Here is a 22,004-nt window from a genome sequence, read left to right on the forward strand (position 1 = left end):
AACGTAACCCCACAAGCATTTAGAAAACGGACCCTGTCGCTAAATGGCTTAGGCATTATTTCCAGTCCTTAACAGTAGAGGAATTAACGATATATCGCGATAGGTCAACGATACGTCGAAACGAGTGGTGGCCGCAAGCCTGGGTGGCCCCAGGTAAGCAAAACGCCCCGGAACAGTAAGGTTCTGGGGCGTCGAGGCTTGCATGATCATTTAGCCAAGGCGTCTCCGAGCTTGCCGAGGGCGTTGCGCTTGTCGTCGAGGGAGACATGGGCATAAATCGTCATAGTGACTTCGATGTCGCTGTGGCCGACGATGTCTCGGACGACCTGGGGCGGGACGCCGAGGTTGAGCAGCAGGGTCACGCAGGTGTGTCGGAGGTCGTGAAAGCGCATGTCCCCGAGGCCGGCGGCCTTGCGGATCGCTCCCCAGCTTCGGCGAAGGTTGTCCGGCTCCATGGGCGTCCCGCGCCGGGACGGGAAGACGAGGCCGTGTTCCTCCCAGTCGTCCCAGCGGTCAGAGCGTTCGGCGAACTGCTGCTTGCGATGTGCTCGGAGCGCTTCGATACAGATGGATGGGAGCGGAACGGTTCGCTCGGAGTCGTTGGTCTTGGGGCGGACGAACTGGAGACGGCCCTCGACACGCTGAAGAGTCTGGATCACTTCGAGTTTCGCGCCGTCGAGGTCGATGTCCACCCAGCGGAGCCCGAGCAGCTCCCCGCGCCGCAGCCCGAGACAGAGCGCCAAGACATAGAGGGCCGACAACCGATGCTCGTGGGCGGCCTTAAGGACCAGGCGGGACTGAGGGACGGTCAAGCCGCGGTTGACCTTGTACTTGGGCACCGGGACCTTGACGAGCTTGGCCGCGTTGCGCGGGATGATCTCCTCTCGTACCGCGGACTCCAGGGCGTTGCGGAGTACGGCGTGCACGGACTGGACCATGCGAGTCGATAGCCGTGACTCGCAGCACTCGCTGTCCTTGAGCGCGCAGCAGACGGGAGTCTCCCGGGAGGCGTCCCAGCCGTGCTTGCAGCACTGGCACTCGCTACGGGTCCGGGTAATGAACAGCCGGACCTCCTGGGCGTTGAGTTTGCTCAGCCGCCGCTTTCCCAGGCCGGGGATCAGGTGCAGCCGGACGACGCCCTCGTAGCCTTGGTAGGTCTTGGGGCGCCGCTCCTCGCGGACGATGTACTTGAGCCAGTAGTTCAGGTAGTCGCCGACCGTCCAGTTCTCTGAGGAGACGGGAATGCCCTCGTCGGAGTTCTTGAGAAGCTCGGTCAGCTTCTTCCGCGCATCTTCCTGGGATCGGGCCGAGCCCTGCACGCGCTTGACGGCGCCGCCCGTGGTGGGCACGAAGGCGGCGTAGCCGTACCGGCCGTCCTTCCGGGGCCAGATGCTCCCCTCACCGTTGGAGCGCTTCCGCATGCGGCGCTTGCTCTGCCGCCTCGGCCCTTCCTCGGGCGTGCCGAGTGCTGTCCTGGTCATCACGCCGCCTCCATCAGGTTGTGGATGCACTCGGTCACCGCGTCGACCGGGATGAGACGGCGACGGCGGATCTTCAGGCTTCGGATCTCGTTCGAACGGATCAGGCAGTAGAGGGTCCACCGGCTCACCCGGAGGCGAGCGGCGGCCTCGTCGACGGTCAGGAGTTGCTCGTCATCCATGCGCGGCCTTCGGCGGGAATGCAGGGGGAAGCAGATCGGTGCCGCTTAAGGCAGCGGCGAGGAGCCGTTCACCGGCAGACAGGCCCTGTCCGGCGTAGTCCCAGCGGGAGGTGATGAGCACGGTGTCCTCCTCGAAGAGGGGGAGTCGGCCAGTGCTGACAGCCTCTCCGCGCATGTGGTCGGCCCGTTCGGCGCGGAGGTCGCCGAGGGTGGTGGAGTAGCGCCGTGACTTCGTGGAGAAGTGGCCGCGGAAGCCCAGCATGTGAGCCCATTGCACGAGCCGGAATTCGGTCAGCTCGTCGAGGACGCCCAGGCGCATGCACTCGGCGATGAGTCGTCGGGGGTGGTCGCGGATGGGCAGGGCGGTCAGGTCGTCGAGGAGGTTGATGCGCCGGTCCAGTGTGCCGACGCACTCGGCGGCCTTGGTCGCATACTTGGCGATGTAGGCGGCTACGGCCTGTTCGGAGAGGTCGCCGTTCATGGTGATCTGTCTGACATCGAGCTGAGCACCCCACCGAAAGACCCGCGTGGGCTCACCGGGAACCTTCGGCACGGTCACCGCGACCGCCGAGGCGGCATGCCGTACGGCGTCCGTCATCAGGTCGACCGTCGCCCAGGCCGGGGGACTCGTGACCGGTCCCTCCGAGCCGTCGAGGCGGATCACGGCGTGGAAGTGGACGACCCCGCGCCGCTGGTACTCGGCGACTTTGGCGAAGGAGATGACGGCCTGCTCGCGTAGCTCCCGCTGGGTCAGTCCGGCGTTCTTGGCGATGCGCCGGCGCAGGGCCTCGGTGAAGCGTCGCCACAGCTCCGGGGACATGGCGTTGAACAGCACCGAGCCCGCGTAGTCGTAACACTCCGGGCACAGCGGCTCACCGAGGCACGGTTCATCAGCCCTGTGCCGGGCGGTGCAGGACATGATTCGTCCGTGCGGGCACGTCTCGGCGTCGCGGCGGGCGTGACACGGCAGGACCTTGCCGTTCTTCTCCCGTCGTACGTGCACCGGCCCGAAGGACGGAGCGGTGAGCGTGACGAACAGGCACGGGTGTGCGCTCACCGAGGCCGGGACGCCCTTGCCTCCGATCAGGCCCGCGCGCACCAGCTGGTAGGTGTCGGCCCGGTAGGTCTCGGCACAGGAGGGGCAGCGGGTCGCGCGCCTGGTCTTGCAGGCCACCCGCAGTACGCCGTCCGGTTCCAGGTGGGTGCTGTAGCGGTGCAGGAGTGTGCCGGTCGCGCGGTCCCAGTGTTCGACCTTTCCGCGCAGGTGGATCGGCTGTCGGCAGCCGCCGGTCCGGCGGATCTGGGAGGCCCAGCGTTCGTAGTGGGGATCGCGGAGCCGGGAGATTATTCCGGCTACCGCGTGTGGATCGGTCAGGGTGGGCAAGATGGGTTCCGTCCTGTGCAGAGTGATCTGTGAGGGATGGCCCCCGGCGTGGCGCGGAACTTGGCGGTTGTGTGGCCACGCGGGGGGCGTTTACGGCTATGCGCCGTAGTTGTCGATCCCGACGCCATCGCAGTCGGGGCAGGTCTCGCCGTCACCGGTGACGCCGGTTCCGTTGCAGGTGCAGCAGCGGTAGCGGACCACCGGGAGCAGCTCGATCTCGGCGGGCATGGAGAACTCCCTTCACGCTGTGCGCAGGTGGCGCAGGAGGTCGGAGGCGAGTTGGCCGGACACGCCCAGGCGGGCGCGTAGCAGGTCGAGGGTGATGGGCTTGCCGTGCTTGGCGTGGTGCTCGTCGGCCACGCGGCGGGCGTAGTCGAGGAGAGCGGGAGACGGTTCGGCGCCGTCGCCCTGGTCGTCATCGGGGACGGGGAGGAGAACCGGGACCGCGGTGACCGACTCGGGTACGGCCGGGGAGGATTCGGGGCGGGGACCGGTCGCCCGGCGTTCCAGTATCGAGACGGCGATCAGGAACGCCGCGGCGGGAGTCCCGGCGGTCAGCCAGCCCCATACGGAGGGTTCGGCTTGATGGAGATTGGCGGCCAGGGACAGGACGATCCCGGCGACGAGGACGAAGGTCGGCCAGGTGAGCGGGCCGGTTCGCTTGCGGCCGGTCTCCTTGTCGCGCTGGCGCTCGCGGGCGGCCATGACGCAGGTCAGATCGACGCACACGGCCACCGCCCAGGCCATCCAGCCCGTCTGCCCGTGATCCACCGCTGTCTTGCGTACGTGGGAGAAAGAGCCGGCACCGGCGATGAGCGCCAGGACGATGACGGGACCGGAGTCCAGCAGCCAGGAGGCGAGGCGTCGCATGGTGGTCAGCCCTTCCGGAGTTCCGGGATGACGGGGTCGGGGGTGAGGAACTCGGCGAGGTCGGCATCGGTGACCTCGGCGCAGTGGGTACCGGCCGTGATCTCCGCCCAGGACGGAGTGAGACCGGCGTAGGTGTGAGTAGCGTCTTCGGCGGCCTGCTCGGAGACGTAGAAGGAGCGCGCCCGGTACCACTGGCCGTCCTGTCCGGCGACGATCGCGACGCCGGGAGTCTCGGAGGCGATGGCTCGAGCGGAGACCAGCGCCGCGGGATCGAGGTCGCCGAGAGTCATGGTCGCGGTTTCGGGATCGTTGACGCGGTGACAGATCCGCCCCGAGCACTGAGCACGCAGCGCAGTGACGCCGGGACCGAGATCGGAGCCGATGCGCTGGCCGCAGCAGAAGAGATAGATCCCGAACGCCCGCCCGAGCTGGGCGACCCGCAGCAGCGCCGTTGACGTCTTGGCGATCTCGTCTTTCTCGGACTTGTCGGCCATCAGATACAGCTCGGCCAGCTCGTCGACCAGGACCACGACGGGCACCGGCCGCCGATCGCTGGAGAGCTGCCAAATGTTGCGCGCTCCGGCCGTACGGCACGCGGCCATCCGGTCGGCCATCAGCGCGACGAGGTCATCCAGCAGCCCGACGCATTCGGCGCGGGAGGTGGCCAGCGCCGACAGGCGACGTTCGTAGGGGGTGAACTCAACCCCGCCCTTGAGGTCGAACCCGACGAGCGCGACCGGTTGCGGGGAGAGTCCGATGATCAGGGCGTTGGCCAGGTTCGACTTGCCGGATTGGGTGGCGCCCGCGTTGAGCCAGTGCGGGACCGTCCGGAAGTCGATGACCCAGGGGGAGCCGGTCTCCAACCGGCCGACGGTGACCTTGAGGAGTTCGGTCGAGACGGGGACCTGACTGATCCGGACCAGCGGATCTCGGATGGTCGCGGCGAGGGTGACGCGGCCTCGTTTCGTCGAGGAGACGCGTACGGCGTGCACGCGCCAGGAGTGCGCGAGCCGGTCGGCGACTTCGGCGTAGTCCTCGGGGATCTGCCCCTCCAGGAGGCGGATCGTGACGCGCCAGCCGTGACGGGTCGGCATGGGCAGCCACATCCACGGCTTGGTGTCGACCGCGACCCGCTGCAGGCGTCGCTTGACGCGGACGAGGCCGGTCGAGGAGATCAGGCCGGGCACGGTGGTGAACCAGAAGCGCTGCCGCTTCTTCGTGAGGCCGCAGCCCAGGGCGACCTTGCGCCAGGTGAAGCGGACCGTGATGGCGGTCAGCGGGTAGCCGAGGCACAGCCAGAAGGACCGGTAGTACCAGCGGCGCCAGGCCCAGAGCCCGGCCACCGAGGCGGCCAGGACTCCGAGCGCGAGGAGGAGACCGTCAGACACCGCGTGCCTCCGCGGTGGTTGCGGCCAGGAGTGCCGAGGCGCGGTAGGCGATGCCCCAGCGTCCCGACAGTTCCCACGCGTAGCCGACCAGGCCGACAGGCTTGACCTCGTTGCCGGGGAAGACCGAAGGCTCCCCGACGACGCCGATCTTGACCAGCTCGATCTTGCCGAAGGCGTCCTCAACGGAGAACAACACCTCGTAGACGGTCTGGCCGCTTGCCTTGTCGGTCTTCAACTCGCCGGTCTCCTTGTTCACGATGCGCGGGCACGGAGCCTTCACGCAGATGAACTGGAGCCGGGAGACGTCGACCGGGATGGGGATGTTGCGCATGCTGAAAACACCTCTCGTCTGCCTGCTGAGCAGGGCATGGGGACGAGGGAGATCGCACGCCGTCAGAACCGAACGCGATAGCATCGAAGCGCCAACTAGGGTGCTGACCGCATCCGGCCTGGGCGGGTCTCCCGCTCAGGCCACTTTCATGTGTGGCCTGTCTCCGCTCCCTGAGAGCGGTCTTTCGGTATTTGCCCTTGAAACGCAGAAGAGCGTTTGCGTTGGGCTGTCACCTCCTTTCCAGGAGAGCTTCAGCGTCAACACAAACGCTACCTCGCACCGCGAGTACCTGCTAGTACTTTTAGTATTAGTGCACGTACTTTTTCTACACTCCAACTCGGTCGGCGAGTTCCCGCAGCTCAGGCGAGGGCGGGTCCTGCATGGTCAGCAAATCGGACACAAGTTGGTAGGTGATTCGGTGGTTCCGTATCTGCTCCGGTGTGATGGCCTCGGCCTCCAGCAGTGCGGATACGGCCTCTTCGACCTGTCGACGTTGAGCGTGCGCGCGGGCAAGGTCTATCTGGAGCCGAGCGCGCCGCTCACTGGAAAGCGGCGAGGTGTCGACCGCCGTACCGACCCGGAGCGCATGACCGGCGTCTCCCAGCTCGACCGCCACCGCCACCTCGTGAAGCGCGACGTTGGCCGGACCGAACTCCGTGTTGTAGTCGTTGCGTCCTTCCTCCAGCCGCTCCGCGACCTCACGAGCCCGCGCCAGGTGCTGGTACGCGGTGTCCGCCTCGTTCAGCCGGGAAGCGGCCACGGCCCGCTGCAGAGTAAGTCCACCCCACAGCGACATCGCCTCGGGCTTGCCCTCGTCGACCATGAACCACAGAGCTTCGGCAGCTGTACGGGCCGTCTCCTCTGCCTGGTCGAAGTGGCGCGCGCCCAGGAAGACGAAGCCGAGCCGGAAGGCGCCGGCCGCCATCATCAGCGGGTTGCCCGCCCTTTCCGCGGCGACGATCGCGCGATCGGCGGCGATCCACGCGGCCTCGGGCTCACCGAGCTTGGCGAGCGCGGCCGAGCACGCCTGGTAGGTCACCGCGAGCAGTTCGAACAGCTCCGCCCGCCGCTCCTCGGGAGCCGATCGAGCGGCGGTCTCCAGTGCGGGTATCAGGCCCCGCAGCAGGTCGGCCAGCTCCACGTACCGGCTTTCGTGCGTCAGCTCCCATGCTCGATCGACCCGCGGCTGGATCTCCGACGTGGCCGGGACGGGTGCCGAATGCAGCATGGCCCGCAGGGAGTGAGCCCCCGACAGCACCAGGCGCAGACCGGCCGTTCCCGGGATCTCCTCGGCGGAGGCGGCGACCACCGGTGCCTCCGCAGCCAGCTCCGACAGCGGGATGTCGAGCGCTTCGGCGACCTTCTCCAGGACCGACATGCGATCGACCTTGCGCACCCCGCGCTCCACCTGCGAGATCCACGCCACCGACCGATCGACCAGCCGCGCCAGCTCCGGCTGTGACAGGCCGCGCCGCTTGCGTTCCTGGGCGATGCGCCGCCCCAGGGCTCTCTGATACTCGGTGCTCACCCCGCCGTTCCCTTACCGGTCTGGAGGGTCAGCCAGTCGACCTCGGTCGAGGCCAGCAGCTCTTCCCGGGCGGCGAGGAACCGCCGGGTGTGCTCCTGCTCCTCGTGGGTGTCGAAGGCCGCGCGGTCCCGGTAGAGCTCGTAGAAGATCCGCTGGAGCGGCTGGCCGTCGACCCGGTGCGATGCGTACACCAGCGTTCCCGGCTCACCGTCGCGGATCTTCTCGATGGTCTCGCCGACCAGCTGATCGAACGCCTCGGCGGATGCCTCGTCCTTACAGGTGAATCGGACCATCAGACCGAACATGGGTGTCCTCCTTCGTCGGAGCCTCTACGAGATCAGTACTTATTGTGCGGTGCAAGTACCCCAAGTGGCTTGCACTATAAATATCGTACTCGTACTTTAAGTATCAGTCACACCGTGAGTTGCCCCTGACCTGCTTGATCGCGAGGTGAGCCGACGATGATCCCACCCTCAGACAGCTGTGAAGGCGCTGGAAGATGGCACCGGACCTTTCCGGGGGAGAAGGAACAGGTGCGAGCGGCCCGCCGCTTCGTGAAGGCTCACCTCCCCGACCACCCGGAAGCCGAACTCATCGCCAGCGAACTGGCGACCAACGCCGTCGAGCACACGCGCACGGGGCAGCCGAGCGGACTCTTCACCGCGACCGTCAAGCGCCATCCCGACGGCACCGCCTACATAGAGATCGCCGACCAGGGCGGTCCCGCCGCGTTCGGCCTCCCCACCCCCAACCGCGAAGGCGGACGAGGGCTCTACCTCGTGACCGCCCTCACCAGCGCATGGGGAGTCAAGGGCGACGCCGCCGGCCGAACGGTCTGGGTCGAGCTACCCCCACCTGCTCCATGAGCAGCACGCCCCCAGCGTTACGCGCTCTCCGCGAGCGGTTCCCCGCCTGGGCGTTCCTCTACAACCCGTTCGCGTACCGGTGGTTCGCCCTTCAAGGCCGCACGATCACGCTCACCGCCGACACTGCCGCGGAACTCGCGACCCGCGTCGAGCGCTTCCAGTCACGCCGCCCTCTGACCAGACCTCAACCACGGCGATGACCCGTACCCCTCACGCGATCACACTGGCCTGCCCGATCGAGTGCCTCAAGCCTGTGCTGTCTGCCAGGGCTTACAACCCGCTCACGCAGGCATGCGGAACTTCATTCGACCGGCCCCATACGGTTGCAGACGTGATCACGCTGCTGCGCACACGCCAGCTCGACCAGATCTGGGGCTTGGGTCCACGGCGTATCGGCGAGATCGAGGTGGCCCTGGTGTTCGTCGGCTTGACTCGTGATCACGGCGGCCCGCTCAGCGACAACCTGTGAAACACCAGGTGAGGGCACCATGACGGTCGCTATGGGCTCAAGATCATCGGAGTTCGCCTACTCGGGATGAGAACTTTCTCTACGTCTTCAAGGCGCGTGCCGCCTACGGCGTCCCGCGCGCGTCGGGCGGTCGCTGGCCGCGCTGCGGCTCTTCGGCCGGTCGCGGCCCACGCCGCCCGCGCAGGATGGCCCCGACAGGAGCGACCCAAAACGGCACGCCACATGCTGCAGCATAAGACCTGGTGATGAGCTTGTCAGTCTAGGTAGTGTGGCAGCTCAGCAGCCCAAAATGCCACAGCCCAGCGGGACAAAAGGTGCAAATTGCAGATAATAATTAACAACATAGGCCCTATTCGGACCGCGACCATTGATATCGACCCTTTAATGGTCTTTGTTGGCCCGAATAATTCGGGGAAGTCTGTCGTGGCGACAGTCATGTACGCAGCACTTTCTCGCGTCCGCGTAGGGAGTATTGCACGCTTCTCAAATGCCTTTAGGGCTGCATTCAAAAACATTGAAGCAAATCTGGCAAACGAAGCCGAATCATTCCTTTATGAAGCATTTCTAGATAAACGTAAGCCGGAGCTTGACGCTTTTCCTGAATACTTGGTCGACATCTATCGGGAAAGCATTAATGCGGCGTTGCAGGATTATGCGATTACCCTTACTAAAGAACTGGAGCGTGCGACTGGAACACCTATTGGCGGCTTGAGGCGTGTACAGAAGCGCGTCACCAAGGCTTCTATCGACATTGTTAGTAGTCGCCCGGGGTGGAAAGTAAACGTAACCATCTCTGGAAAATCTCCCAAGGTTAGCTACGAGGCGCCATCTCTGGACGAAGTATGGTCGTTGATTAGCAATCAAGACTGGTCTCGCGTCCGTCGTCGCGGCGTACCGCGTAACGGTCGAAACCTATTGCGTGAACTAGGATTTGAGCTGAACCGCGCCTGCTTTCGCGAAGTTCCTCTGCATTCGAAATATTTGCCAGCGGCGCGCTCTGGCCTTATGCAATCCCATAAAGTCATTACAGGATCACTAGTGCGCGGATCCTCGCTGGCAGGCTTGCAGGAGATTCAAATCCCTACGCTCACTGGCGTTGTGACGGATTTCCTTGGAGAAGTCCTGGAGTTAGATCCATCTGTTCAGTCTTCCCAAGGATTTGAGGAGGGGGCAAAAGAGCTGGAAAGAGATGTCTTGCAGGGAGATATCCATCTAGTCGGGGATGCACTGGGGAATACTGAAGTTCTTTACGAAACACCTGCAGGTTTCTTTCCCGTTGGACGTACCTCTTCAATGGTCTCTGAGCTAGCACCGGTAGTTCTCTATCTTCGTCATGTCCTCCGGAAGGGCGATCTCCTGATATTTGAGGAGCCAGAGGCACATCTTCACCCTGCTACGCAAATCGTCTTGGCAAAAAATGTGGCGAAGCTTGTCAATCAAGGGCTGATTATCGCCTTGACGACTCATAGCGAATTCTTTCTCCAGCAGTTAAATAACGCCATTGTCGCATCTTCCATGGATGAACAACTAGCTATGGAGATGGGTATTGAGCCTGATGTGCGACTCAAAGCATCTAGGGTTAGTGCTTACCTATTCGAGCCTTCGACCACGGGGACAATTGTAACGCGGCCTCCAGTTGATCCGCTAGAAGGAATTCCTGAATCAAGTTTCGGTCTAATTGCTGAACAGCTGTACAACCAGAACGTGGATCTGGAAAGGCAGCTAGATGCCCCACTCTAGCTTAATTCCAGACCTCTCTAAAGCTCACGCTAGATGTTGTATTGTTACGCGCTGCAATGATGGAAATTGTAGTATTAAATTGCCGCGCTCTGCCGATACGTTGTCCTGTGTCTCTGGAACAAAGATGCAAGAAAATCATGATTTTGGCGATCGAAAGCTATGCGATTTCCTTCTTTGGCTAAATAAAGAAGATGCCTTCTTGGGATGCGCGATCGAATTGAAAGGGGGCAAATCGAACATCAGTCATGTCGCCGAGCAGCTTCAAAATGGTGCTCAAATAATGGATCGACTTACAGGCGATATCAACCTGTCTTTTCATCCCATTCTGGTTCATGCGGGAATTAAGACAATTGAGGTGCGTGAACTAGATAGAAAGAAGATAAGGTATCGCGGAAAGGATCATAGAATTGAGCTGATTCGATGCGGCATGGAATTGCTTTCGTGTAAGAGTTTAGCCTCATTTCGCTAATGGTGTGTTTAGGTGGCGATTATGTATAGGCTTTAACTGGCATTGCGCTGGGCGGATATGCTTGATCTTCGCTTTTTCCCCTTCTGTATACTGCCGGACTAGACGCCGCACAGCAGGCGGTTCTACCTTGTAGTTAAGGGTTCAGATCCATCCCTCGAACCTTCAAACTTCGGCGTCCATCCTGCCAAGACCCGCCACGAACTCGACCTGAGGTGAGCCGAGAGGACCCCACTCACTGAAACTGGCCACTGCATTCTCGACCAGGATGCGAGTGGCCTGTGTCCAGTCCTCAGCTGTGGTGGCAAACAACAATCGGTCGGCGCGCAGCCAAGCGGCCGCACGGCACTTCTTAAGGATCTCCCGCTTGCGCTCCTTACCAGTTAGCTCGCCGGGCGTCTTGCACTCCGCCACGGTCAGGACATCGTCGGTGTACACCACCAGGTCCACCTCAACTTGTGGTCGATTTCCCTGCAGGAACACGATCTCCTCCAGGTCGATGAACGCCCCACGCTGTTCCTTGCGCTGTTTCCGCAGGTACGCCGACAGTAGGGCAGATACCTCGCCGTGTTCGCTCAACACATGGCGGCCCACTGGGTGCAGGTCGTAGAACCACGTAGGTTCGTCTGCGGGAAGCTTCCACGCGTGCCGATCAAGGTCATTTAACGCGTCGCAGCGGGCACAACGCCAGCGCTGGCCGAGTTTGTCGACCGTCTGGAACTGCTTTTGCTCACAAGTCGTGCACCTGAGCACCATTCCCCGGCGCAGCACTCCAGCGCGGAGCGCGGCATCGGCATATTCACGGACGTCAGCCAATGCCAGATCAGCCGTTCGCGCGCAAATACCAGCGAATGTCAGCACACCTTCGGTCGATGAGAGCGAGACACCTTCCCCATCGGGGTACGCCACATTGCTTTTGGCACTGGTCGCCAGCATGGCGCGGAGAGCCGGCAGTAACGGACCACCGAAGAGGTCGACATATCGCCGACGCCCGCCGAGCATGCCTGCCAGTAGTGAGGTGCGCCGTCCGGCATCGCTGGGCAGCGCGGAGAGGTCGTGCTCGGCCGCTTTCGCTCGAACCCAGGCAGCGAGGCTGAGGTGCCGGAGTGCGACCCGTGCGAGGGTGTTCTCCGATCGGGTCCCTGCCAGGACGAAGTCATACCGTCGTGACCCATATGTCGCGCCATGGCGACTGCTGCGTGCCCATGTCGGCATGAACGGCAGTTGCTCGGCGAAGAGCTCCCGGCTGTCCAGTCCGCGTCGGCGCACGGCGTGGTTCGGTTGCCAATGAACGTCGACCTGCCATTCCAGATCCGCGTGCGCGGCTAGCTCGCTGTTGACGAGCACCGGTGCCGGCAACGGAGCGACCATGCGGCTCGTGCCGTCCTCCGCCACGGATATCGGCACAGTGATTTGACTGAGCCTTTTTCATCCTTGGGCGAGCCGGTGGTTCTGAAGAACAGCGATGGCCTTGCACAGGTGTCCCGCCTTGCTGGGGCTGCAGCGGAGCTTTCGCAGGATGCGCCAGCTCTTGAGCTGGGCGTTCGCGCGCTCGCCTGGACCGCGCAGGCGGGCGTGTGACCGATTGGCCCGCTTCTGCGATCCGGGCTTGTTCTTGCCCTTGTATGGAGTGAGGACCGGGCCTTCGGCTCCCTGGTAGGCCTTGTCTGCGAGCGTGATGATCCCGGCCCGTTCCAGCTGGCGCAGGATGCCCCAGATCCGGGCGGCGCTCAGATCATGGGTCTTGCCCGGCAGCGCCCCGGAGGTCCATAAGATCGTCCCGTCTGGTGAGGCGATGACCTGGACGTTCATCCCGTGTACCCGGTGCTTACCGGAGAAGTACGGCCGGTCGGCCTTGACCCGGTCGGTGCGGATGAGGGTGCCGTCCAGCACCAGGTAGTGCAGGCCGTCCTTGCTCGCTTTGCGCAGCGCTTGCCGGAGCTTCGGGGAGCGTGTCGACAGCAGTTTTACCGTCTCCTCCACGTAGCGCCATGCGGTCGTGGTCGACACTCCGAACCCGGCTCCGAGCTCGCTGAAGGTATCGCCCTTGCGTAGGTAGACCAGTGTGAGCAGGGCCTGCTGTCCGGGGTTCAGCCGCCGCCAGGTTGACCCGATCGCCTTGCGACGTCTGCGGATCAGGCCGGCTACGTAGTTCAGCGTTGAACGCGACAAATCGACGGCGGCGCGATAGAACAGCACCCGGAGCTCCTGGTTGTGACGGGCGTGGTTGTGGTGATCAACCCGTCTACCAGGAGCTTCTCTATGTCATCAGGCGAACGGCAGGCTCGCGATCAGGCTGTGACTTGCGGACCGCCATTAGAGGATGAAAAAGGTTCACTGTCCCACTGATCCTGCACGGCCAAGCCCACTGTCGCACCCTGTCGCCACGGCAGCTCCGGGCCCAGGATGACTAGGATGGCGGCATCTTCGTCCCTTGGGATTCTTGTTGGATACGCCGCCAAGAGGCGTTCACGCCATAGTTCAAGATCATTTTTTGATCGCGACATCGACGTGATCACGAGGCGATTGGCGCGTTGGACGAGGTTCCGCGCGATCCTTGTCACGCCGTACCCGATGGGCCACGGCATAGCGTCCTCGTCCATGCCTAGCATGGACGGCAGCCAGTAGGCGTTGCCGTAGGTCAGTTGCCAAAGGCGAGAGAGTGCGAAATCCTCCGCGCTGTCGCCCACCACCAAGAGCCCCGTGCGACGGAAATCGAGGCCGGTGACGATCTCGACCAAATGGGCCTTGGTGCGCTCATGTGCGGTCGGCGTTGTCCGTCTGTCCACCCCAAAAGCCGGGCCCGGATGCCACACCAGCTCATTGGGTGCCACGCCGTCCGGCTGGCCTAAGAGCCAGGACGTCAGCGTTTTTCGGACATCGTCATCAAGCTCGGGCTCCTCCGCGTCGCGCGACGGCGGAGCGGCAACCCCAGCATAGGAGGCCACCGCGGCACCGAGTACGCCACCCCAGTCTGTCGGGCAGGCGAGGACAGATGCCTGCCATGTACCCGGCATGTCGGGGACGCTTGCGAAATGACCATTCGACTCCTCGTGCAGTGACATCACGTGCTCATGCCATTCATCATCTGGGAACCGGGATCGATAGGATGAACATGCGGCGACGACCTGCTTCCGGGCCGCCTCATCCTCAAGGCTTGGCACCTCGTCAGCACCTACCACGGCGAGTAATTGCTCCCGATCGGCTCCTTCGAGAGGTTGGCCGTCCTCTCTGTCTACGGGGATAAAGCCGGGATGGAAGTGCTCGATATCCGCAACCGTTGGGTTGTACGTCACGACGAAGTCGGGGTCGTACGCCTCGCACGCCCGTAGAAGCATTGGGTTCACCTGCCCACCCTGGTGTGGGACAACCGCGAAGCCAGCACCGCCCCAGACCTTGTCCGCACGGTAGAGCGCGCGGCGCACCCAGTAGCTCCAATGCTTACCACCGTCGACCACGATGATGACTCGCGGCGGACGCGGGGTGATACTGACCGAGGTGTACGACAGGGTCTCGTTTGAAGTCACTTCTGGGCCGCCCCGGTGAAGTTGGAGGCTAGATCGCTTGGTTCTCGATCGCCAGGCCGCCGTCGGCGGTTGATCGGTGGAACGTCTCCTCGTACTCGGCCGGAGGAACGTTCCCGCAGTAAGAATGTAGCCTTTCAGAATTATACCAGGCAACCCATTCCATGGTGGAAATCGTCACATCCATGACGCCTTTCCAGCCGCCATGGAACTCGATTAGCTCCTTCTTGTAGAGACTGTTGAGCGACTCCGCAGCGGCATTGTCATACGAATCGCCTTTGCTGCCCACAGAACGAGCCGCACCGACCTGGTCGAGCCGTTCGGCGTAGCGGATAGAAGTATATTGAACGCCTCTATCGGAATGGTGAACAAGGTCATCGATGACGCCTCCACGCGCCCAGATCGCCATTTCCAGGGCGTCGAGTGCCAGATCGGTGCCCAGGTGGTCGGCGACCTGCCAGCCGACGATCCGACGGGAGTACAGGTCCTGGACGAACGCGGTGTACACCCAGCCGGAGGCGGTGGCGACATAGGTGATGTCCGCGACCCATCGCAGGTCCGGCCGGCCCGCGGTGAAGTTGCGTTCCAGCAGGTCACCGGGTCGATCGGCGCCGGGGACGGTGGTCCGGGGCCGTTTGCGCGACCAGGTCGCCCCGCACAGGCCCAGCTCGCGCATCAGCCGCTCGACCGTGCACCGGGCGACCGTGACGCCCTGGCGGTTGAGCTGGCCCCACACCTTCCGCGCCCCATATAGGCCACGTCCCGGGCCGTTCCACACTTTCAGGATCTCCTTTTTCACCTCTTCGTCCCGGACCGCACGAGCCGACGGATTCGACTCCCGTTTCTTCGCCGCCCAGTACGTGGACGGCGCGAACTCCAGCACGGCACAGATCGGCTCCACACCGAACCGTTCGCGATGGGTATCGATGAACTCGACTAGCGCGGCAGTCTGGGATCGAGTTCCCGGGCGAAATACGCCGAGGCGGCCTTCAGGATCTCGTTCGCCCGCCGCAACTCGCGATTCTCACGCTCGAGTTCGGTGATCCGCTGGGCGTCAGAAGTCGATGTCCCCGGGCGCTTCCCGCCATCGACCTCGGCCTGGCGCACCCAGGTCCGTAGCGCCTCGCGGTGCACCCCGAGCTGGTCTGCGACCCGGGCCAGCACGCCCGCCCCCTCACCGGCCGCACGCAGCTCGAAAACCATACGGACAGCGCGTTCCCGCAGCTCAGGGGCATACTTCCTCGGTGGTGCCATAACTCCTCACCCTTCCAGGTATCGGAGCCTCCAACTAACTCGGGGTGGCCCACTTCCGAACTAAACCACGGGTGCATTCAACCCATCAGCGCAGCAGCTTGATCTCGCGACGCAGCCGGGCCAACTCGTCCTTCTCGGCGTTGGTCAACCCGTCGGCGCGGCGACCGTCGTCCGGGTCGGCCTGGCGCACCCAGACACGGATCGACTGGGTAGAGGGGGAGAAACTCCTTGGCGAGCTTCTCCGGCGACCGTCCCGCGCGCACCAGCTCGACCATCTGCCGGCGAAACTCCGGCGGATAGTTGTTCGGCACAGTGAACTCCTTCTTCTGGGAACCAGGGTTCCTCAGGGATCAGGTGTCCACTAAACCGGGTCAACTCCAAGTTTTGCGGTGAGGCCGTGACGATCGCTGACTTCGGTAACCGCCATTGGGTGCTGGGGCGATCGACGCCAAGCCCCTCCTTCGTCGGAACTTGCCACCGGTGACCATGGCTGAGGTGACAGCAGCGCTGACAGCAACGTCCCCACACACGGACTCACTTCGACCACCGTCCACCACCCTCTGACCACGGTCTCCGCTACCCGGCCAGGGTGATTGGTCCGCCTGAAAAGCGGAAGGTCGGCGGTTCGACCCCGCCCCTGACCACCTCATCTGAACAGTGCAAACGCCCCGAAGCTTCATTGCTCCGGGGTGCTTTTCGTTGTGTTTGACGGCAGCGGGTGATTCCAGGTTTCTGGTGTGCCCTGCGGGCCATCACACGGGCACTACGGTCACGATGCTTTCGAGCCCCTTGAAGTCGGCGTCGTTGCGTGTGTAGAGCGGCAGGCCTCGGGTGGAGGCCACCGCTGCGATCATCAGATCCATCCTGCGAGGCCGGGGGTCACGCTCGGCGGCGATGGTGAGGGCCACCAGGGTTCCGTAGCGGGCGGCGGCGTCGCCGTCGAAGGGCAGGGGTTCGAAGTCGGCGACGGCTGCTCCCAGCTTTTCCATGCGTGCGGCTCTGATTCCGGCGTCCTTGGCCATGGCGACGCCCTGGTGGAGTTCTGCGAGAGTGATCGCGGTGATCTCGGGGATGGTCGGCAGCCGTGCCGGATCGATCAGATCCAGATCGATGTATGTACAGGTGTCGAGCACTCCCGATTTGTCATGGTCAGTCATGATTGCGCTCCCAGGGATCGTCGTGGCTGCCGATGCGGTCTTCCGTACCGAAGTACTCGTCGGCCTCCTGGCGCATGAGTTCGTGATTTACACGCGGTAGTCGGCGGTGGCGAGCGACCAGTTCTTCCGCGGTCAGGCGCCGCCGGCGGGTCAGAGGTCGCAGTTCGGCGACCTCGATGCCGTTGCGCGTGATGTGGTAGACCTCGCCCGTCTCCACCGCGTCCATGACGGCTGCGGAGTTGTTGCGAAACTCGCGCTGGGTAATCGTCTTCATACATTCAATGTAGCTCGTTGTGTCTCACAGTGCTACGTAAAGAAGAGCGATTTCTTCGTCGGCGGATCCGAGCTCGTCGACGGCAACTTTGACGGCAACGCCCACCACCGCGGCCGCACACGGGGCACCGTCGGCGTCCTTCTGCTTCCAGTTCCCAGTGGGTGGGCAAGGTGATTGCCACGCCTGAAAAGCGGAAGGTCGGCGGTTCGACCCCGCCCCTGACCACCTCAGCTGAGCAGCACAAACGCCCCGAGCCGATCACGGCCGGGGCGTTCTTCGTTGTACTTGACGGGAGAGACGCCCCAGAGGAACTGGGCTCCAGGGCATTGTTGATCGGTACGGTCTTCGTCAGAGCATGGCCGAGCTTGCCGAGGGCGCGGCGCTTGTCGTCGAGGGAAGCGTGAGCGTAGATCGTCACGGTGACCTCGATGTCGCTGTGTCCGAGGATCTCTGACGATGGACACCCTGATTCAGCGCATGGTGACGGCTCGGCCGCTCCTCGTGCGGTGGGCTGAGCGCGGCCGATGTGATTCGGTGCCCGCTCCTGCGCAGGGACGGGCACCGATGGATTGCAGCGAGTTCACGCGGTCTTACGAAGACCGGCGAACTGCAGGCCGGTGAAGCCGGCGACCGCTACCGCCTGTGCGATCACCAGCGCGGTGCCAAAGCCGGTCAGCGGGAACCAACCGGCGATGAGCAGCTCCGCGCTCGCGGCCACCCAAGCGATGTTGACAGCCATCACGACGCCTACGGCGACCTTGCTCACCGTAGGCCGCGAGGCGAGGAAGAACAGGGCGGCTGCCCAGGCGACCAGGAACGCACCGGCCGGGTAGAGGAAGGCGGCGGGGAGGCCGAACATCTCGCCGAAGAGCGCCGCGGCGACGACGTAGACGACTCCGTTGGCGCCCGAGCCCATCGCATCCAGCTTGAGGGCGAAGCGGAGCAGCTTGGCGTCGGCGGCGAGCTTGACGGTGCTGGCGACGGTGGCCATTTCGGAGTCCCTTCGTAGTACTGACGTGCCTGTGACCACGAAGCTACGCAGGGCTGAACCAACCCGAATCAGTCATCGTGACGGTAGGTTCCTGACCGTGTTGTACGGACGAGCCGGGGAACAAGCGGACATCGAACGGCTCCTCGCGGAGGCCAGGACCGGCCAGAGCGGGGCCCTGGTCATTCGAGGCCAGGCGGGGATCGGCAAGTCGGCGCTCCTGGACTATGCCGCCGGGCGAGCGGAGGGCATGCGAGTGCTGCGCGGCGTCGGTATCGAATCCGAGGCCGAGTTGCCCTTCGCCGCACTTCACCTGCTTTTGCGCACTGGGCTCGACCGGATCCACGCACTGCCCGACGCGCAGGCCACGGCGCTCAACGGCGCCCTGGGCTTGGGCGACATCGCTCCAGAAAACCGGCTCCTGGTCGGGCTGGCCGCACTGAGCCTTCTCTCCGAGCTCGCAGGGGACGGCGCGCTGCTCTGCCTCATTGACGACGCGCAGTGGTTCGATCAGGCGTCCGTCGACGCACTGGTGTTCGCCGCCCGCCGCCTCGAGGCTGAAGGCGTCGCTATGATCTTCGCTGCCCGCACGGGTTTCCCTGCCACTGGGCTGCCCGAGCTCCGGCTGGGCGGGCTGGACAGTGCAGCCGCCGCCGCCCTGCTCCCCGCCGACCTTCTACCGCAGGTGCGAGAGCGCCTCATCGAGGAGTCGGACGGCAACCCCTTGGCGCTCATCGAACTGCCCGCCGCGCTCTCCGCCGAACAGCGGGCGGGACGATTGTCACCGGTGGGTGCGATGCCCGTCGCCGATCGAGTCCAGGAGGCGTTCCAAACACAGATAGCAGCGCTTGCCGAGCCCGCGCGGATCGCGCTGCTGATCGCGGCGGCGGACGGCTCCGGTGAGCTTGAGACGGTGGTAGGTGCGGGTGCCTCCCTCCATGGCCTTGAGGCAGCCGAGCGGAGCCGGCTGATCGAGATCAGAGGGACGATCGTCGGTTTCCGCCATCCCCTGATCAGGGCGGCTGTCTATCAGAGTGCGCCGGTCACCCAGCGTCTTGCCGTACATCAAGCCCTTGCCGACGCCCTCACCGGCTCGGCTGCCACGGATGCGGCCGACCGGCGGGTGTGGCACCTGGCCGCCGCCGCGCTCGGTCCTGATGAGGACGTCGCACGGGAGCTGGAGGAAGCGGCGGAACGGGCACGTACCCGCAGCGGCCACGCCGCGATGGCGGCCGCTTACGAGCGGGCCGCCGAGCTCACCGCCGATCCGGTACGACGATCCGGACGGCTGGCCGCTGCCGCGCTGGCAGCGAGCGACGCCGGTCTGATGGGCCGTGCCGCTGCGCTCGCTGACAGCGCCACGCCCGAGGTGGACGACCCTGACGTGATGGCCGCACTGATCCAGGTGCGCGCCCATCGCGCGTTCGAGTTGGGCACACCGCTCGCGGCGGGCCGGATCATCATGGACGGCGCCTCTCGCGTGGTGGCCCACTCGCAGGAGTGGGCCACCTGGCTGCTGGTGGAGGCCATCCGCTGTGCCTGGTTCGCCGGTGATGCGCGGCTGGCCGAAGAGGCGGCCGCGAGCCTCTGCGCGCTCCCCGCGGTCGACTCGCCGCTGGTCAGCGGGGCGCTCGGACTGACCCGCCTGCTGAGCGGTGACATCGGCGGTGGGATCAAGCTCATGGGCGAGGCGGTCGACGTACATGCGCCCGCCGGGCTGGGGGTGCCTGGACTGACCTTCATCGCATCTCTGTGCTTCCCGCTGGGCCGTGCCATCCTCTACGAGGAGATCACCGGCCAGGCCGTGGCGGACTGCCGGAAGAGCGGGATGATCGGCTGGCTCACATTCGCGCTCCAGGATCATGGTCTCGCGCAGGGGTGGCTCTGCCGGTATGGCGAGGCCAGGGCGGTCCTGAACGCAGGGCTGCGGCTGGCGGCGGATCTGGGTTACGAGCACCGGATCAGCCACATCACATGCTCTCTTGCTTGGGTGCTCGCTCATCAAGGGGATGCGGAGGAGTGTCGCGCGAACGCTGAGGAAGGCGTCGCGAGAGCCGACACACAAGGATTGGTTCATGCGGCAGCCATCGGGCGGTGGGCACTCGGCCTGCTCGAACTCGGCCTGGGTCGCCCGGACGCCGCCCTCCAGCAGTTGGAGGCCATCCCGTCGACGGGCATTGCCGTCCTCTCTGCCGCCGACCAGGTCGAGGCAGCGATCCGCAGTGGCCGGCCGGAGCGGACGAAGGAGCCACTCGCCCGCTACCTGGCCTGGGCGCGGCACGTCCGTCAGCCGTCGTCGGACGCGATCGCCCTGCGCTGCCGCGCCCTCGTCGAGGAGGACGAGGCACACTTCGTGCATGCCGTACACCTCCATGAGGAAGACACTCAGCCGTATGAGCAGGCGAGGACGCAGCTCGCCTACGGCGAGTGGCTGCGACGGGCACGGCGGCGCGCAGATGCCCGCGCGCAGCTGCGCGGCGCACTGGAGATCTTCGATCGACTCGGTTCGGAGCTGTGGGCCGAGCGCGCCCGTGCAAAGCTGCGCGCGACCGGGGACGTGCCGGCGGCGCCGCGCAGGGCCGACGACCCGCTCAGCGTGCTCACCCCCCAGGAACGCCACGTCGTACGGCTGGCGGCCAATGGCGCCTCCAACCGCGACATCGCCGCCCAGCTTTTCCTCAGCCCGCGGACCGTGGGCTACCACCTCTACAAGGCGTTTCCCAAGCTGGGTATCACCTCCCGAGCCCAATTGGCAGCCATCGCCGGGTCTTCGTCGGTGCTCGACTGATGTCCGCTCAGAAGTTGAAACCGCGGCGCCTCGTACCGTTCGCGTGTGGTGGCGCGCTGTTCTCGCATGCGCATTCCGGGCCCGAGAGGCCGGCTCCGAGGCCTCCTCGATGAAGGCGGGTGTGATCCTCGATCACGATCATTACGTCTCCAGTGCGAGATGCCGCCACGACCGCGCACTCGGGTTCCACGGCACGGGTTGGGCGTCGTTCATCGCCGTGGCGCGCTCTTCGTTTCCCAGGCCTTCCTAGCGATCGCGACGGTGCCATTGACGGCAACGCTGACGGCGACGTCCACCACCAGAGGCACACGCGGGACACCTTCAAGCACCCTCTACTCCTGGGCCGTCGAGGGCCGGCAGGGCGATTGCCACGCCTGAAAAGCGGAAGGTCGGCGGTTCGATCCCGCCCCTGACCACCTCGTCTAAGCAGCAAAAACGCCCCGAGCCGATCACGGCCCGGGGCGTTTTGATCTCCAGTGACAGCAACGGTGCCGAGCGCGAGGTGGGATTGGCCCCGGGCTCTTGATGTCTCGGGTCTGAGATGTGCCGACTGCGTGGGTGGTTGCCGTCGTAGCGCTCATTCGAGGTGATGGTTTCGGGCGCCCGTTGAACGGGTTGCTCCACCGGGTAGGGAGCGGGCCGGTGGTCACCAATTGTCCCAGCCACGCCAGCCGTACCAGTTCCCGCCGAGGTGCCGGTAGCTGTCGTCCGAAGTCTCCTCGGGCTGACCTTTCGGTACCGCCCTGGCCGGTGCTCTGGCGGCCGGCATCGCCGCCGCCCCCGCCCAGGCCGCCACCGCCGGCACCGCGAGTGCGGCCAGCACCGCCTCGGTCGCCCAGGCCCAGTACACCAAGCACTGGTTCTCCGGCTCCTCCAGCTTCGGCTGGGGCGAATCGCGCGGCGACCGCTCCGACTACAAGGGCTACTGGTACTACTCCAATGGCCGCTACTGCTTCGACATCGAGGCCCGCGACCACGACCGCGACCGCCAGAACACCTACATCGACTTCAGCTGGCACGACAACAACGGCTGGCACAACCGCCGTTTCTCCACCGGCGGCCACAACGAGTGGAAGTTCAGCTACAGCCGCAACAGCGGGTTCGACGGCTTCCGCACCCGCATCGGCGAGGGCAACTCCCGCGACTTCGACTGGGGCAACTACTACCGCCACTCCTTCTAACCCCGATGGCGGTGCGCGGCGCGCCACGTCCCAAGAACGCCTCGGCAGAAGGATCGGCAATCCAGCTGATCCTTCTGCCGGCCGACACCGCTCGACCAGGCATGGCAGGGAAGCGGCGGGCCGTTCCTCTAACGGG

23 protein-coding genes, 3 tRNA genes and 1 other annotated feature are annotated in these 22,004 nt (G+C 64.6%); of the genes, 9 read left to right on the plus strand and 17 right to left on the minus strand.

The annotated features are described in order from the left end of the window. Nucleotides 1–206: 206 nt before the first annotated feature. The 9 genes from J2853_RS36880 to J2853_RS36920 all read right to left on the minus strand — a co-directional run bounded on the left by J2853_RS36880 (nt 207) and on the right by J2853_RS36920 (nt 7,466). A complete protein-coding gene (locus J2853_RS36880) occupies nt 207–1,481 on the minus strand; it encodes a tyrosine-type recombinase/integrase (RefSeq protein ID WP_307565535.1) in 1,275 nt (424 codons plus the stop codon). Beyond that, nucleotides 1,481–1,660, minus strand: coding sequence for an excisionase family DNA-binding protein (locus J2853_RS36885; protein WP_030905170.1), 180 nt, complete (start codon nt 1,658–1,660; stop codon nt 1,481–1,483). Before J2853_RS36885 ends, J2853_RS36880 begins: the two co-directional genes overlap by 1 nt. Next, nucleotides 1,653–3,044, minus strand: coding sequence for a replication initiator (locus tag J2853_RS36890; RefSeq protein WP_370879482.1), 1,392 nt, complete (start codon nt 3,042–3,044; stop codon nt 1,653–1,655). The genes J2853_RS36885 and J2853_RS36890 overlap by 8 nt, the downstream gene beginning before the upstream one ends. A 96-nt stretch (nt 3,045–3,140) precedes the next feature. Then, nucleotides 3,141–3,272, minus strand: a complete 132-nt coding sequence (locus tag J2853_RS36895; RefSeq protein ID WP_307565537.1) for a hypothetical protein — start codon at nt 3,270–3,272, stop codon at nt 3,141–3,143. A gap of 12 nt (nt 3,273–3,284) precedes the next feature. Continuing rightward, entirely contained in the window at nt 3,285–3,914 is a 630-nt protein-coding gene (locus J2853_RS36900; protein ID WP_307565539.1) for a DUF2637 domain-containing protein, read from the minus strand. A gap of 5 nt (nt 3,915–3,919) precedes the next feature. Then, nucleotides 3,920–5,302 carry an FtsK/SpoIIIE domain-containing protein gene (locus tag J2853_RS36905; RefSeq protein ID WP_307565541.1) on the minus strand — a complete coding sequence of 461 codons (1,383 nt, stop codon included), beginning with the start codon at nt 5,300–5,302 and terminating at the stop codon, nt 3,920–3,922. Next, a complete protein-coding gene (locus J2853_RS36910; RefSeq protein ID WP_307565543.1) occupies nt 5,295–5,633 on the minus strand; it encodes an SCO3933 family regulatory protein in 339 nt (112 codons plus the stop codon). The genes J2853_RS36905 and J2853_RS36910 overlap by 8 nt, the downstream gene beginning before the upstream one ends. Nucleotides 5,634–5,958: 325 nt before the next feature. After that, a complete protein-coding gene (locus J2853_RS36915; protein ID WP_307565545.1) occupies nt 5,959–7,161 on the minus strand; it encodes a helix-turn-helix transcriptional regulator in 1,203 nt (400 codons plus the stop codon). Continuing rightward, a complete protein-coding gene (locus tag J2853_RS36920; RefSeq protein ID WP_307565546.1) occupies nt 7,158–7,466 on the minus strand; it encodes a putative quinol monooxygenase in 309 nt (102 codons plus the stop codon). The genes J2853_RS36915 and J2853_RS36920 overlap by 4 nt, the downstream gene beginning before the upstream one ends. Nucleotides 7,467–7,622: 156 nt before the next feature. Here J2853_RS36920 and J2853_RS36925 point away from each other — a divergent pair, with 156 nt between their 5' ends. The 5 genes from J2853_RS36925 (at nt 7,623) to J2853_RS36945 (ending at nt 10,705) form a co-directional block, all read left to right on the plus strand. After that, on the plus strand, nt 7,623–8,027 hold the full coding sequence (locus J2853_RS36925) for an ATP-binding protein (RefSeq protein ID WP_307565548.1): 405 nt from the start codon (nt 7,623–7,625) through the stop codon (nt 8,025–8,027). Continuing rightward, nucleotides 8,024–8,227 carry a hypothetical protein gene (locus J2853_RS36930; protein WP_307565550.1) on the plus strand — a complete coding sequence of 68 codons (204 nt, stop codon included), beginning with the start codon at nt 8,024–8,026 and terminating at the stop codon, nt 8,225–8,227. The genes J2853_RS36925 and J2853_RS36930 overlap by 4 nt, the downstream gene beginning before the upstream one ends. 131 nt (nt 8,228–8,358) lie before the next feature. Further along, nucleotides 8,359–8,496, plus strand: a complete 138-nt coding sequence (locus J2853_RS36935; protein WP_307565553.1) for a hypothetical protein — start codon at nt 8,359–8,361, stop codon at nt 8,494–8,496. Nucleotides 8,497–8,817: 321 nt separating this feature from the next. Next, a complete protein-coding gene (locus tag J2853_RS36940) occupies nt 8,818–10,236 on the plus strand; it encodes an AAA family ATPase (protein WP_307565555.1) in 1,419 nt (472 codons plus the stop codon). A gap of 124 nt (nt 10,237–10,360) precedes the next feature. Next, nucleotides 10,361–10,705, plus strand: a complete 345-nt coding sequence (locus J2853_RS36945; RefSeq protein ID WP_307565557.1) for a hypothetical protein — start codon at nt 10,361–10,363, stop codon at nt 10,703–10,705. Between the two features lie 162 nt (nt 10,706–10,867). Here J2853_RS36945 and J2853_RS36950 read toward each other — a convergent pair whose 3' ends face one another. The 4 genes from J2853_RS36950 to J2853_RS36965 form a co-directional block, all read right to left on the minus strand. Then, on the minus strand, nt 10,868–12,073 hold the full coding sequence (locus J2853_RS36950; RefSeq protein WP_307565559.1) for a hypothetical protein: 1,206 nt from the start codon (nt 12,071–12,073) through the stop codon (nt 10,868–10,870). A gap of 57 nt (nt 12,074–12,130) precedes the next feature. Continuing rightward, the gene (locus J2853_RS36955) at nt 12,131–12,901 is read right to left on the minus strand and encodes a transposase family protein (protein ID WP_307554833.1); all 771 of its coding nucleotides are present in this window, start codon (nt 12,899–12,901) and stop codon (nt 12,131–12,133) included. Nucleotides 12,902–12,993: 92 nt separating this feature from the next. After that, entirely contained in the window at nt 12,994–14,229 is a 1,236-nt protein-coding gene (locus J2853_RS36960) for a hypothetical protein (protein WP_307565561.1), read from the minus strand. A gap of 28 nt (nt 14,230–14,257) precedes the next feature. Continuing rightward, nucleotides 14,258–15,480, minus strand: a protein-coding gene (locus tag J2853_RS36965; RefSeq protein WP_442480521.1) for an IS3 family transposase whose coding sequence is annotated in 2 segments (ribosomal slippage) — nt 14,258–15,168 and nt 15,168–15,480 — 1,224 coding nt in all. Because the reading frame shifts where the segments join, the coding sequence is not laid out codon by codon here. Further along, nucleotides 15,092–15,205: a sequence feature (AL1L pseudoknot), on the minus strand. It overlaps the preceding gene by 114 nt. 587 nt (nt 15,481–16,067) lie before the next feature. On the opposite strand from J2853_RS36965, the gene J2853_RS36970 reads away from it, so the two are divergent. Next, a tRNA-OTHER gene (locus J2853_RS36970) sits at nt 16,068–16,124 on the plus strand. Between the two features lie 108 nt (nt 16,125–16,232). Here the strand turns inward: J2853_RS36970 and J2853_RS36975 are convergent. After that, nucleotides 16,233–16,637 carry a type II toxin-antitoxin system VapC family toxin gene (locus J2853_RS36975; RefSeq protein ID WP_307565563.1) on the minus strand — a complete coding sequence of 135 codons (405 nt, stop codon included), beginning with the start codon at nt 16,635–16,637 and terminating at the stop codon, nt 16,233–16,235. Further along, entirely contained in the window at nt 16,630–16,911 is a 282-nt protein-coding gene (locus tag J2853_RS36980; RefSeq protein WP_307565564.1) for a type II toxin-antitoxin system Phd/YefM family antitoxin, read from the minus strand. Before J2853_RS36980 ends, J2853_RS36975 begins: the two co-directional genes overlap by 8 nt. Before the next feature lie 159 nt (nt 16,912–17,070). On the opposite strand from J2853_RS36980, the gene J2853_RS36985 reads away from it, so the two are divergent. After that, a tRNA-Ser gene (locus J2853_RS36985) sits at nt 17,071–17,136 on the plus strand. Nucleotides 17,137–17,491: 355 nt separating this feature from the next. Here the strand turns inward: J2853_RS36985 and J2853_RS36990 are convergent. Next, on the minus strand, nt 17,492–17,902 hold the full coding sequence (locus J2853_RS36990; RefSeq protein ID WP_307565567.1) for a hypothetical protein: 411 nt from the start codon (nt 17,900–17,902) through the stop codon (nt 17,492–17,494). Nucleotides 17,903–17,999: 97 nt separating this feature from the next. On the opposite strand from J2853_RS36990, the gene J2853_RS36995 reads away from it, so the two are divergent. After that, nucleotides 18,000–20,687, plus strand: a complete 2,688-nt coding sequence (locus J2853_RS36995; protein ID WP_307565569.1) for an AAA family ATPase — start codon at nt 18,000–18,002, stop codon at nt 20,685–20,687. A 358-nt stretch (nt 20,688–21,045) separates the two neighbouring features. After that, nucleotides 21,046–21,103, plus strand: a tRNA-OTHER gene (locus J2853_RS37000). 230 nt (nt 21,104–21,333) lie between these two features. Here J2853_RS37000 and J2853_RS37005 read toward each other — a convergent pair. Then, complete coding sequence (locus J2853_RS37005) at nt 21,334–21,540, minus strand: hypothetical protein (protein WP_307565571.1); 207 nt, start codon at nt 21,538–21,540, stop codon at nt 21,334–21,336. Nucleotides 21,541–22,004 lie beyond the last annotated feature (464 nt).

It is taken from the genome of Streptosporangium lutulentum (genome assembly GCF_030811455.1).
Classification (GTDB): domain Bacteria; phylum Actinomycetota; class Actinomycetes; order Streptosporangiales; family Streptosporangiaceae; genus Streptosporangium; species Streptosporangium lutulentum.